This window comes from Acidobacteriota bacterium, from assembly GCA_012729555.1.
Classification (GTDB): Bacteria; Acidobacteriota; UBA6911; order UBA6911; family UBA6911; genus UBA6911.
The window spans coordinates 1-12,847 of sequence record JAAYCX010000020.1 but is presented as its reverse complement, the minus strand read 5'-3'; the positions used below and the strand labels follow the sequence as shown (position 1 = coordinate 12,847).

Below are 12,847 nucleotides of genomic sequence, written 5' to 3'. Positions count from 1 at the left end.
GCGCATCACGCCGGGCGGCCCGCCAGCGCCGGGAGGAGGACGCGGAAGAGGGCTCCCCCCCCCGGATTGTCCTCCACCCAGACGGCGCCGCGATGGGCCTCGACCAGGGTCCGGCTGATCGCCAGCCCCAATCCTACCCCTTCGCCGGCGGTTTTCCCCCCTTTTTTTGCCTGGTGGAACTTTTCGAACACCTTCTCCCGGTCCGCCGCGGGGATGCCGGGGCCGGAGTCGGCGACCGAAACCAGGGCGTAGCGCTCCCCCCGCAGCTCGCGCCGGAGCGCGTCCGGGACGCCCGGGGGGGGCTCGTCGACGGCCTCGAGCTCCACGCGGACGGTGGAGGCTTCGGGGGCGAAGCGGATGGCGTTGGCGAGGAGGTTGACGACCACCTGGATCAGGCGGTCGCCGTCGCACTCCGCCTCGAGCCCCTCCGGGGGCCGGGAGAGCACGATGTCGATCCGGCGCTCCCGGGCCTGCACCTCGATCTCGGCCGCCGCCCGCTCGAGGAGGGGGGCGAGCTCCCGCGGCTCGAGCCGGTACTCGATCACCCCCGCCTCGATCCGCGACAGGTCCAGCAGGTCGCCGATCATGGCCATCAGCCGCACCCCGCTCTGCCGGCAGAGCTCGAGCAGCCGCCGCTGCCTTTCGTTCACCGGCCCGGGGATTTCCTCGACGAGGACCTGGACGGTCTCGAGGATGGAGGCCAGGGGGGACTTCAGTTCGTGCGACACGTGCGACACGAACTCCTTCTTGAGCCGGTCGAGCTCGTCCAGCCGGCGCGTCATGGTGTTGAAGTCGCGCGCCAGCTGCGAAAACTCGTCGTCGCGCGAGGTGTCGAGCCGGTAGAAGAACTTCCCCTCCGCGATGGCCCGCGTCCCCTCCGTCAGGTGGGCGAGCGGCCGGGAGATGGAGCGGTAGATCAGAAAGGAGACCAGGGCGCCGATGACGAGGACGGCCAGGGTGGAGACCCAGAGCACGAGCGCCGCCGTCTCCCCCATGGCGCGCGACTGCTCGACCTGGTCGCGCATGGCGCCGAGGCTGGCCTGGTAGACCGAGCGGGCCTCCGCCTTCAGCAGTTCCATATCCGCCTGCAGCGAGTCGGGGAAGGGGGCGCCCGGGGCCGGCCGGGCGAGGCGGGCGTCGAGCTGGCGGGTGAACGCGTTCCACCCGGCGGCCAGGCGCACGATCTCGCCCCGCTCCCCCGCCGACCCCGCCTGCCCCCGGAGTTCCGCCAGGTCGCGCTCGAAATCGTCCCGGTACTCCCCGAGCGGCCCGAGGTAGTCGGGGTCGGCCAGGGCCAGCGACTTGCGCGCGTACTCCTCCACCAGGTCGAGGTCGCGCAGCGCCTGCAGCGACACCAGCGCGTTCTGCGAGCCGACGCCCGAAAGGGCGCGGTTGATCGCCTGCATCCGGCCGATGGTGACCACCTGGTACGCCACCAGCACGGCGAGGAGGAGGAAGAGCAGGAGGTATCCCAGGCTGATGCGTGTCGTGATCTTCATAGGTCGGTCGCCGGTCCGGTCAGTTCATGCCGTAGCTCTTGAGCTTGTTGCGGATCGTCTTGACGTCGAGCCCCAGGCGGCGGGCGGCCTCGGCCTTGTTGTTTCCCGTCTGCCGCAGGGTGCCGAGGATCAGCTCCTTCTCCGCCTCGGCGGCGGTGGCCCCGGGGCGCAGGACGAGGCCCGGTTTCCCCCCGGCCGGCCCCAGCATGTAGGGGGGGAGGTGCGAGGGTTCGATCCAGGGCCCCCGGGCCAGGATGACGGCGCGCTCCATCACGTTCTTGAGCTCGCGCACGTTGCCGGGCCAGGCGTAGGCGGCGAGCAGCTCCATCGTCTCCCCCTTGCACGACTCGACCCGGGCGTTGTGCTTTTCGTTGAACCGGGCGATGAAGGCCTGGGCCAAAAGCGGGATGTCCTCCCTGCGCTCGCGCAGGGGGGGGAGAGTGATCGTGAAGACGTTCAGGCGGTAGAAGAGGTCCTCCCGCAGCTTCCCGCTCTCCACCGCCTCGCGCGGCTCCCGGTTGGTGGCGGCCAGCACGCGCACGTCGACGGCGAACTCCCGGCCGCCCCCGACCCGCCGCACCTTCTGGTCCTCGAGCACCCGCAACAGCTTCGGCTGCAGGGCGAGGGGCATCTCGGCGATCTCGTCGAGCAGGAGGGTGCCGCGGTGGGCGCGTTCGAAGCAGCCGGCGTGGACCCCGGTGGCCCCGGTGAAGGCCCCCCGCTCGTGGCCGAACATCTCGCTCTCCATCAGGTTTTCCGGGATGGCGCTCGAGTTGACGGCGACGAAGGGGCCCTCGGCTCGCGCGCTCAGCCGGTGGATGGTCCGGGCCGCCAGCTCCTTGCCGGTCCCGCTCTCCCCGGTGAGGATCACCCCGGCGTCGCTCGAGGCCACCGTCCCGATCAGGGCGTACACCTCCCGCATCCCCCGCCCGGCGCCGACGAACTCGCCGAAGCCCGCCCCCCGCTCGAGCTCGGCCGCCAGGCGGCGCGATTCCCGCCGCTCCGCGATCTCCTCCTGCACCTTCTCCAGGATCGTCCGGAGCTTGGGGTAATCGATCGGCTTGGTGATGAAATCGCGCGCCCCCCGCTTCATCGCCTCCACCGCCAGGTCGACCGTCGCCTGCGCCGTGACCAGGAGGACGGGGCGGTCGGGGTCCCCGGCCCGGAGGCTCTCGAGCAGCTCCATCCCCGTCATCCGGGGCATGACGACGTCGGAGATGACGAGGTCGGGCTGGAACGATTCGGCCAGCTCCTTCCCCTCGGCCCCGTCGGAGGCGGTGCGCACCTCGAACCCCCACCCGGCCAGGCGCAGCTCGAGCACCTCCCGCATGGCGGGCTCGTCGTCGACGACCAGGACCCTGGTTCCGGGATTCTTCTTCGCACCCATCCGCGCTGTCTTTCCGCCCGGGGACCCGGGCATCGGCACCCTCCTGCAAAGTATAGCGGATAGCCCCCCGAGGTGCCATAATGGCACGCATGAACGACCCGAGCGAGAGCGCCATCAGCCTGATCCGCGCCGCGCGCCGCATCGTCGCCTTTTCCGGGGCGGGGATCAGCACCGAGGCGGGGATCCCCGATTTCCGGAGCCCCCGGGGGGTCTACTCCAACTCCGACGCCCTGGAGTGGCTCTCGGCCTCCGGTTTCCGCCGCGACCCGGCCGCCTTCTACCGCGCCAGCATGGGCCTCTTCTCCACCATCGCGCGCGCCGCGCCGACCGACGCCCACCGCCTGCTGGTGCGCCTGGAGGAGCTGGGGAAGGTCGAGGCCGTCGTCACCCAGAACATCGACGGGCTGCACGCGGCCGCCGGCTCCTCGAACGTGTTCGAGCTGCACGGCACCTGGCGCACCGGGCGCTGCAGCGAATGCGGCGCCTTTCACAGCATGGCGCCCCTGTACGAGAAGATCCTCCGGGGGGAGACCGACGCCCCGGGGTGCAGTCTCTGCTCCGCCCCGGTCCGGCCCGACATCGTCCTGTTCGAGGAGCTCCTCCCGGTCGAGGCCTGGCAGGGGGCGGTCGCGGCGGTCGGCCGCTGCGACCTGATGCTGGTGCTCGGCTCCTCGCTCGTGGTCTACCCGGCGGCCGAACTGCCGATGATGGCGGTCTCGGCGGGGGCGAAGCTCGCCATCGTCAACCTGGAGGAGACCTCCTGCGATCGCGCCGCCGCCGCCGTGGTGCGCGGCCGGCTGGGGGAGTTCGCCCGCGCGGCCCTGGCCGCGTTCAGCCCTGCTCCGCCGGCGCCGCCCTCTTCATGAACCAGGCGTAGAGGAGGATGGTCGCCACCCCCAGCGCCAGCATCGTCACCATCGTGAGGGCGAGCGACAGGGTCGTGCCCCAGACCAGCGCCACGAAGGCGGAGACGGCCGAGTTCCCCCCGAGCGCCAGAAACCCCTGGCAGGAGGCGGCCAGGCCCCGCTGGCTGGGGAAGAGGTCGAGGGTGAGGAGCGTCAGGCTCGGCATCGCGATCGACATCCCCGTCACGTAGACGAACAGGGGCAGGAGGGTCCAGGGGAGCATGGGGGGGAGGAGGAGGTTGAGCGCGAGGTTCGCGAGCGCCGCCACGCTCATCACGACGTAGCCGACCAGGATCGTCTTCCCCCCCGAGAGGCGCCCGGCGCAGCGCCCGGAGATCCAGGCGCCGATCACCATCCCGACCGCCATCGGGAAGAAGAGATAGAGAAACTGCGTCTCCCGGAGCCCCAGGTGCTCCATCAGGAAGACCGGGGCGCCCACGATGTAGATGAAAAAGCCGGCGCCGATCAGGGAGAGCGAGGCGCTCGCCATCAGGAAGGCCGGCTGGGTCATCACCTTCCAGTAGGAGCGGGCCAGGTAGCCCGCGTTCAGTTTCTGCCGCTTTTCGGCCGGGAGGGTCTCGGGGAGGAACTTCCAGGAGCTCAAGAAGAGAAAGGCCGCCATCGCGGCCATGAAGACGAAGATCGAGCGCCAGCCGAACCAGACCTGGAACCACCCCCCCAGCACCGGGCCCATGACCGGGGCGATGGTGAAGATCGTCGCGACGTGCGACATCAGCCGCTGGGCCGCCGCCCCGTCGAAGAGGTCGCGCACCACCGCGCGCCCGATGATCATCCCCGCCCCCGCCGTGGCCCCCTGCAGCGCGCGGAAGACCATGAGCGCCTGGACGCTGGTGGAGAGGGCGCAGCCGACCGAGGCGGCGAAAAAGAGCGCGAGCGAGAGGAGGGTCAGGCGCTTGCGGCCGTAGGCGTCGCTGATGGCGCCGTGCCAGAGCGACATGAGGGCGAAAACGAAGAGAAAGGCCGTCATCGTCTGCTGCACGGCCGCCGTCGGGGCGCCGAGGCTCTCGCCGATCGCGGGGATCGACGGCAGGTAGGTGTCGATCGAAAAGGGCCCCAGCCAGGACAGGGCGGCCAGGACGAAGGTCAGCCCCGCCATCGAAGACCCGGGGGGAAGCTTCCGTTCATTCTGCGGATACGCGGTCGTCGACATGAATGCTCTACAATCCTCTCCTGGTTTCCTTCACTCTCATAAAAGGTGGCTTGCGGGGGCGGGAGGCTCGGGAAGGCTGCCGCCGCCCAAGCCCGCTCTACACCATCAACTGCGGCTGACAACCCGTCATTCGCTCAAAACAATCGGAAATAGTACCACAGTTGTTCTCAAGGTCGAATACCTTGTGCTAGAATCGGTCCAACCGGAGGACCGACAGCATGTTGCGAAAATCCCGACGCACCTTTCTCAAGAACGCTTCCCTGGCCGGCGCCGCCCTGGCCGCCGGGCGCCTCCCCGCGGGCCGCGCCGCCGCGGCCGCTCCGCCTTCGGGCGCCGGAGCCCGGATCTACGTCGACCCGGCGCAGAAGATCGCGCCGCTCGACCGCCGGGTGTTCGGCTCCTTCATCGAGCACCTCGGCCGGGCGGTCTACGGCGGCGTCTACGAGCCGGGCTCCCCCCTTTCGGACGCCCGCGGCTACCGCCGCGACGTCCTCGAAGAGATCAAAAAAATGCGGGTGCCGGCCATCCGCTACCCGGGGGGGAACTTCGTCTCCGGCTACAACTGGCTCGACGGGGTCGGGCCGCGCGAGAAGCGGCCGGTGGTCCTCGACCGCGCCTGGAACACGATCGAGCCCAACCAGTTCGGGACCGACGAGTTCATGGAGTGGTGCCGGCTGGTCGGGACCGAGCCGGTCATGGGGCTGAACCTGGGGACCGGCAGCGCCGAGATGGCCGCCGCCCTGGTCGAGTACTGCAACCAGGAAAAGGGGACCAAATGGAGCGAGCTGCGGCGGGCGCACGGGATCGAGAAGCCGCACAACGTCCGCTACTGGTGTATCGGCAACGAGATGGACGGCCCCTGGCAGATCGGCCACATGCCCGCCCGGGAGTATGGCCTGAAGGCGCGCGACGCCGCGCAGCAGATGCGCATGGTCGATCCGTCGCTCCGGCTGATCGCCTGCGGCTCGAGCAGCCCCGGGATGGGCACCTACCTCGAGTGGGACCGGGAGATCCTGGAAGAATGCTACGACATGGTCGACGGGCTCTCCCTTCACTGCTACTACCGGAACGACGCCGAGGAGACGGGGGCGGCCGGGGACACGGCCAGATTTCTCTCCTTCAACCTCGAAATGGAAGAGCAGATCCGGGAAGTGGCCGGGGTGTGCGACTACGTGCGCGCGCGCAAGCGCTCGCGTAAACGGCTCTGGCTCTCCTTCGACGAGTGGAACGTCTGGTACCGCGAGCGCGGCGGGGACGGGAAGCGGCAAAGAGCGCCGCGCCTCCTCGAAGAGGTCTATAACCTCGAAGACGCGCTCCTGGTCGGGGGCTTCCTCAACTCCCTCATGCGCTCGGCCGACCGGGTCCACATCGCCTGCCTGGCGCAGCTGGTCAACGTCATCGCCCCCCTGGTCACCAGCCCCAAGGGCCTGTTGCGCCAGAGCACCTACTACCCCTACCTCTGGGCGCTCGAGCAGGCGCGGGGGGAGGTGCTCGACCTGGCCGTGGAGTCCCCGGCCTACCAGGTGGCGGGGAAGGGGGCGGTCCCCTATCTCGACGCCTCCTGCACCCTCGACAGCCAAGGCAATACCAGCTCCCTCTTCCTATTAAACCGCGACCTCGAGAAGGCGCGCGAAGTGGAAATCGTCTGGCGCGACGCCGCCCCGCGCGCGGTCAAAAGCGCCCGGGTCCTGACCGGCGACGACCTCAAGGCGGTCAACACCTTCGAGGCCCCGACCCGGGTGGCGCCGCGGGAGCTGGCGCCGCCGCGGCCGGGATCCAAAATGACGCTCGAACTCCCCCCGCGCTCCTACGCGGCGCTGGAGTTCAAACTCTAGGAAACGTCAGTATTTGCCGTACGTTTTGGTGCAGTCGATCCACACCCGCATGTTTTCGGGGTTGACCTCATCGAGCGACGAAGCGGGGGACATCATGAAGCCCCCGCCCGGCGCGGCCGCGTCGAGGATCCGCCTGCACTCCCGCTCCACGTCCGCCTTCGTCCCCATCTGGAGCGTGGATACGGGCATGTTCCCGGCGATGCAGATGGTTTTGCCCACGATCTCCTTGGCCTTTGCCATGTCGACCTGGTCGAAGCGGGCGATCGCCTTCCCCCTGGGGAGCTCGGCGATATACTCGAGGCGCGAGTTGTAGTCCCCCTCGAAGAAAAGATCGGGGGTGTACCCCTTTTCGATCAGGGCCAGGCAGACGGCCTTGAGATAGGGCCAGTAGTACCTTTCGAACTGCTGAAGCGACATGAAGCCGTGCGCCCCGCGGTGCAGGGGCATGAAGACGGGCTGGAAGCCGTCGGCTGCCGGGGTGGCGGTGATCCGCTCGAGCATGAGGCGGCACATCTTCTGGCACGCGCGCTCGAGCTTTTCGGGGCGGCGGAACATGTCGAGCATCGCCCCCCGCATCCCGCGCAGGAAATCGGAGATCATGTCAAACGGCGAGGCCACCCCCATGAGCGGCATGGCGCAGAAAAAGCCCGCTTCCTCCACCTCGCGGCCGAGTTCGGCCCAGTTCTGTTGCCAGCGCACCGTCTCGCGCGCCGCTTCCGTCAGCGTCTCCAGCATCTTCACGAAGTCATCTGAGGCCAGGGTGCTATAGGGGAGCATGTTGTAGAGCGAAGTGAGGGGGGGGAGCTGCCCCAGCGGCCCCATGATCCCATAGGCCCGGGGGAGATAGACGCGGACGAGGAAGTCGCTCATGTCGTCGAGGAAGTGGTCGTACTCGTCCTCCTTCATGTACTCCCCCTCGACGAACTGGTGGGTGTGGTGGCGCGCCACGCCGTGCCCCGGCCACTTCGTCTGCCGGCTCTCGACCCCCTCGAGCGTCTTGCCGCACGCGCTCGCGACCAGCAGCAGCCGGTCCGGCTCGTACTCCCGCGCCGCCGCCAGGTACGCCGCCCGCCACTTCGGAAAATCGTAGAACGCGTCCCACGCCTCCGCCCCCGCGAACTTCGCCGGGAAGTAGCTCAGCCCCAGCGACACCGGCACCCGGTCCGGCTCCCTCAGCTCCACCGCATCCACCAGCCTCTTCACCCGTTCGTCGTAAGCCCTTTGCCCTTCTGTCTTTTCCGCCTTCTCCATCTCCCCTCCTCCGCTCGTCTTCAGCCCCGACCTCCGCCCCGTCCGGAGCCCCGATCTCCCCAACCCGCGAAACGGCCCCGATTATACAGCACCCCCCCTTTTCCCTGTCTCCCTTTCCTCTCAGCCCTGCTCCTCATCCTCTTTCCCGCCGCCCCGATAACGCAAAAGGGCCCCACCTCCCTTCCTGCCGACCCCCCGATAACGCAAAAGGGACCCACCTCCCCAAAGCTTCCGTAATGACAATCCCCCCGCGACAAGCTAAACTGCACTCATCCCAATGTGCCGGGGTGGCGGAACTGGCAGACGCACAGGACTTAAAATCCTGGGTCCCGCAAGGGACGTGTGGGTTCGATTCCCACCCTCGGTACTCATAAAAGACTTATGCGAATTTGCATTTTAGGGTATTTTGCAACAACCACTTACTCTTTAACGTCTGCAGCGTAAATATTAGAAACATTTGGATAGCACCCTGGTACGAATCAGAAGCTATCGACCCACGGCCGTTTTGGTGCGGCCACCATGCTGCGTGATGCGAGGACGGCACTTGATCTTCACCGCGCCCCGGGTGAAGGAGTCGTCCGAGGCCTTACTCGACCACACATAGGCTTCGCCGGTACCGAGATGGCTCATTTTGTCGGAGGTCAGCTCGCTGAGGGCGGTATTCGCCTTCTGGATGTGTTTCAGCCAGGCGGGCGAGTTGAATTTGTGCATGATGATCTGTGAAGACAGCTCGATCAGCGAGACCGGGACCGATGGCGGGTCCTGAGAGGCGACCATGATGCTGGTTCCCTTGTGTCGCATCTCACGGACAACCTCTACCAGGCCGGAAACCAGGTCATCGTTCTCGATGTACTTGTGGGCTTCATCGAAAACCACCAGCTTATTGAAGGCGCTTCCCTGATGGGTTGCTTCCGAGAAAATCTGCAGCATTACCACGAACAGACCGAGGGCCTCGTCCTTTTCGATGTATTCATCTCGCAGATCCACGATGATCAAGCGGCCCGGGCGAATCAGATCCTGGAGACGCTGGTTATCATCGATATATTCGCTGGCGAACAGTAGACGCGTTTGGGCCAGCTCTTTCAGGTGATCGGACAGACCAGAGTTATCGATGCCTGCTCGCAGGGCATCCAAAGTCAGGTTATCCCGCAGCCCCCTCATAATGAGATTGATTTGCCGCATATACATGCTCTGGCTGCCAATCGCTCCCATCAGGAATTTCCAGTGCGCCGCCTTGAGTTCGGAGGCAGAAAATGCAATCGGCTTAACCTCGATATCCGGGTACTCGGCCCGGCGATCATCCGCCTTGTTTGCCGGGGTAAGAATCAGCACATCCTTCATGGCCTCCGGGTTGGCCTTGTAACGCTCTCGAAGGATGCGGATCTCTTCATCCACCGAGTTGGCATTGATCATCGAAGTAAACTCCGGCGCATATTCCTGCGTCGGGCTGTAATGAAAAATGACCGTGGCGAGCGGGCTTGGCAGTACATTGATGTGCTGAAGCGGCATAGAGGCCATTTCAATGACGGTTCCAAGGGTGTAGCTCTTGCCACCTCCCTGCACTCCAAATAGGCTGATGGTATGAGTGTGGTTAAGATCCAGTGCAACCTTTCTTCCAGAGATGTCTCCGAGTAAACCGTATTGGATGGAATAACCGTTTACACCCAGAATGATGTCATAGCTGACTTGAGGCGACGGCTCAAATGCGGATTGCTCGGATAGTTCAGACCCGGAAACGATAACAGATCCTTCAGCTTCGTTTGCCAGTTCAGGGGCGATGGTCGGTTGAGAACTAACGCTTAAAGAATGCTCCTGTTCCTGCGCAACTTTTGGAATAGATGCATATTCCTCTTCGTCAATTTGGTAAGGTGGTGGTGTGATTGGTTCAGCGGAGTCAGCGCTCCATATGTTGTCTACGATCCAGGATATCGAGCGTTCTCTTTTGGGTGCGACAAAAACCGCAGTCTCAAGTTTCGGCACGTTTAGTATAAACTGCTCGCTCAGAAGGTGTGCGGTCGGTTCTTCCTCAATCTCGACGGACACAGGCTTGCGGCAGCTCTCCAGCAAGGCGTGAATGAGATCCTTGCCGATGCGGTGGAATTCGATGCCCACCTCGTTGTCCGGGGCTTCGGTTCCGGCCTTTTCAAAATCGAAGATCAGGGCGCAGCGTCTGAATTGAAGCGAGTAGCCCTGTTCGATGGATTCAAGTAGGCCTCGCGCTTCCTGCCCCGCAGTCACATCAAAGATTCCGTAACGCAGTGAGCGTTCCAGGTAGAACCGAAGGATCTGAGCCAACTCCCGGCTCTTTAGCAACCTATCCGGCCGGTCCGGCTTTTTCAGGGCCGGATCAAAGTGGCGCTGGAGGATGCGCTCGCTCTGATTGATCTGGGCGGAGATCCGCTCCTTCAGTTGGTTGAAGGCCGCGAAGTCGCCGACCTGCGAATAACATTTCACCTCGACCAGATTGCAAGTGATCGTCCTAGTGTTTAAATCCAGGTCGAACAAACCTAAGTCGGTGCGTTGCAGGCTGATGGCATCGTTGATGTCGTCTGAGTCACCGCTTGAGCGGTAGAGGTCCGTGTGTGTGTCCAGCGGCACAATGACCTGATTGCTCAACGCGCCCTGATACTCGAGATAGAGCCGTGCCAGGGCCAAGCCAAGAGCCTCTGCTTGTTGCGGGCGTGCGGAAATCAATTTCAGGGCAAGCTGACCTGAAAGCGACCGCAGGTTTGCCAGGATCTGAACCGACTGCTCGCCGTCGGCGGACAACCCATGCTCAAGCAGCACCGGCTTCAGCATGGCCTCCAGCTCATCGTTCGAGCGCGAGGAGATGATCAGGTTATGTGTCGCCTGGGAGCTGGCTCCTGGCACATAGTCAATCAAATAGTCTGGTCTGTTCTTCCGGCCGCCATGGTCGAAAAACTCAATCCCCATATTTCGGTCGATGGTGAACACCCAATCACTGATCTGGTGAACCTCGTAGATCAGCTCTCGTTGGGCCACCTCGAGGCCAAGGGTCACGACGGGTACGGCCTTGAAACTGGCGCCAGAAGCAGCAACCGCTGAGGTGGCAAAACAGAGGTGACGGCTCAGCGACGACAGCAAATCGAAACAAGCAGCGTGGTTGTCCGCGCCGAGGGAGCGCCCGACAATCGGCCGCTTATTCCAGAATGTGCCCGAATCGTCATCGACGAATTCAGTGTCGAAGTCCTGTATCAACCCGTGCAATGGCGTCACTCCCATCGGTTTTTCGGCGATGGAAAGCTCCTCGGCGGGAAACACATCCAGAAGAACGCTGATGTGTGCAGGAAACTCCTTGGAGTTTGCATGGAACTCATTCAGCGCGTGCTTGGCCAAGTTGAGCTTCGAGAACAGATGGCTGCCAGTTGAAGTCGCAAACGCGTCGGCGGCTTCATTTACCGTGGCTCCAGGACGGACCATGGATTCAAGTGCCTCACCCAAAACCGGCGAGTCAGGATCCGAGGTAAAGAGCCGGATGTCATAGCGCAAATCGGCGTGCTCACGCTTTTGCTGGAGCGATATCAGGGCCTCCGCTACCACCGAACCGGCCCCGGGGTTGAAGATATTCAGGGATAGCTCTCGCACATACGGATGCTGGGAGAGATAGCGCTCGATCTTGTCCGCAATGACCTTTCCGGAAATATCGGTTCCCGCCGCAGAGGGCTCGGCCAGTCCGAGGGCAGAACAGATCTCCGCCATCAGGCCACGGGAATTCTCCTCGGCGGTCGGTGCGTAGAGCGCCCAAAACGCATTCAGGTTGTCCACCGGAGTGAAGATGCGGCCATCCTCTACGGGAATACCGACCGGATAGGCAGAGGGCACAAGGCCATCCAACAGCGCGGAACGGACATGAGGAATGTGATCTTTCCCTCCAGACTTGATCTTCTCGATCCAATCCTTGCCCAGGGTGACCCAACTGCTCAGCCATAAGGCGCGGAGCGGATGGGTTGGTGAGACCAACACAGCCTCGCGATGCCTTCCACGGAAGTCGGTCAAGATGACATGAATGGAATCTACGGCCAGCACGTTTCTGAGCGCTTGCAGGTGCTGCTGACGCTCGGCACCGGAAGTCGTCTCGGCCTGACGGATGAGGTTCCTGACCAGGTCAAGGTAGCTTTCAGCATATGCGAGGCATTCCTTTTCCGAGTCCCGGAACGACAGCCCCTGCATGATCAGCTCGGCAGTGTCTTTGCGCACCGCTGCAAAAAACTCTTCGCGAGCAGCCAGGAAGGAAGCCATCGCGGCGGAAGATGGCAGCGTGAGTCCGACCTCGGAGGGCGGCTCGGCGGTATCCAGGTTGATCTGCATTCGCCAGCCCGACGGGTGCTTGGGCTCCGCCAAGATGCGCTGCTCGATGGTTTTGAGCATACGCGACAGCGGGATCTGAACAGCTCCCTCACGACCGAATTTTGCGTGCAGGGTTTCCTGGCGGGAGGTCTTCTTGGAGCGACCGCCCTCGGCCCAGGCGACACCACTGATAGCGATATCATCGGGATCACGTTCATCGCCCAGGGCAGTCAGTTGCAGCCGGAAACGTGCATGCTCCAAGCTCTGCTCAATGGGGATGGCGCGTTGCGGCGGTTCTTCCTCAATGTTGCCACCGGGCAGGACGTAGAAAGGTTCGCTCTCATAAGAGCGTTTAGCTCCCTCGGAGGCGGAATCCGCTTCGAGCGGAATCGGATCGCCATCGGCCGTCCAAGGCATTACACGGATGAAATGCCATCCTTCCTCGAATTCGATTTTATTGAGTTTGGCCAGGTTGGTTGTGCATTGCAGGC

At 64.3% G+C, this 12,847-nt stretch carries 7 protein-coding genes and 1 tRNA gene; 3 read left to right on the top strand and 5 right to left on the bottom strand.

Annotated features, from left to right (window positions below):
* Positions 1-5: 5 nt before the first annotated feature.
* Positions 6-1,499 (bottom strand): HAMP domain-containing histidine kinase, encoded by a 1,494-nt coding sequence (locus GXY47_05645; GenBank protein ID NLV30622.1) that lies wholly within the window; start codon positions 1,497-1,499, stop codon positions 6-8.
* 19 nt (positions 1,500-1,518) lie between these two features.
* The gene (locus tag GXY47_05640; protein NLV30621.1) at positions 1,519-2,886 is read right to left on the bottom strand and encodes a sigma-54-dependent Fis family transcriptional regulator; all 1,368 of its coding nucleotides are present in this window, start codon (positions 2,884-2,886) and stop codon (positions 1,519-1,521) included.
* A gap of 80 nt (positions 2,887-2,966) precedes the next feature.
* On the opposite strand from GXY47_05640, the gene GXY47_05635 reads away from it, so the two are divergent.
* Positions 2,967-3,752 carry an NAD-dependent deacylase gene (locus GXY47_05635; GenBank protein NLV30620.1) on the top strand — a complete coding sequence of 262 codons (786 nt, stop codon included), beginning with the start codon at positions 2,967-2,969 and terminating at the stop codon, positions 3,750-3,752.
* Here GXY47_05635 and GXY47_05630 read toward each other — a convergent pair.
* A complete protein-coding gene (locus tag GXY47_05630; protein ID NLV30619.1) occupies positions 3,718-4,908 on the bottom strand; it encodes a multidrug effflux MFS transporter in 1,191 nt (396 codons plus the stop codon). The two genes, GXY47_05635 and GXY47_05630, sit on opposite strands and share 35 nt — an antisense overlap.
* A 272-nt stretch (positions 4,909-5,180) precedes the next feature.
* Between GXY47_05630 and GXY47_05625 the strand changes: the two genes are divergently transcribed.
* Positions 5,181-6,797, top strand: coding sequence for an alpha-N-arabinofuranosidase (locus tag GXY47_05625; GenBank protein NLV30618.1), 1,617 nt, complete (start codon positions 5,181-5,183; stop codon positions 6,795-6,797).
* A 6-nt stretch (positions 6,798-6,803) separates the two neighbouring features.
* Here GXY47_05625 and GXY47_05620 read toward each other — a convergent pair whose 3' ends face one another.
* A complete protein-coding gene (locus GXY47_05620) occupies positions 6,804-8,048 on the bottom strand; it encodes a hypothetical protein (GenBank protein ID NLV30617.1) in 1,245 nt (414 codons plus the stop codon).
* Positions 8,049-8,329: 281 nt separating this feature from the next.
* Between GXY47_05620 and GXY47_05615 the strand changes: the two genes are divergently transcribed.
* Positions 8,330-8,415 (top strand) — tRNA-Leu (locus GXY47_05615).
* A gap of 119 nt (positions 8,416-8,534) precedes the next feature.
* Here the strand turns inward: GXY47_05615 and GXY47_05610 are convergent.
* Positions 8,535-12,847 (bottom strand): ATP-binding protein (locus GXY47_05610; protein ID NLV30616.1); only part of this gene is annotated, 4,313 nt, incomplete at its 5' end.

Bases quoted from the DNA above. Each gene is read 5' to 3' on its own strand.
- GXY47_05640 (NLV30621.1), bottom strand. From the start codon at position 2,886: ATGGGTGCGAAGAAGAATCCCGGAACCAGGGTCCTGGTCGTCGACGAC.
- GXY47_05645 (NLV30622.1), bottom strand. From the start codon at position 1,499: ATGAAGATCACGACACGCATCAGCCTGGGATACCTCCTGCTCTTCCTC.
- GXY47_05625 (NLV30618.1), top strand. From the start codon at position 5,181: ATGTTGCGAAAATCCCGACGCACCTTTCTCAAGAACGCTTCCCTGGCC.
- GXY47_05635 (NLV30620.1), top strand. From the start codon at position 2,967: ATGGCACGCATGAACGACCCGAGCGAGAGCGCCATCAGCCTGATCCGC.
- GXY47_05630 (NLV30619.1), bottom strand. From the start codon at position 4,908: ATGGCGGGGCTGACCTTCGTCCTGGCCGCCCTGTCCTGGCTGGGGCCC.
- GXY47_05620 (NLV30617.1), bottom strand. From the start codon at position 8,048: ATGGAGAAGGCGGAAAAGACAGAAGGGCAAAGGGCTTACGACGAACGG.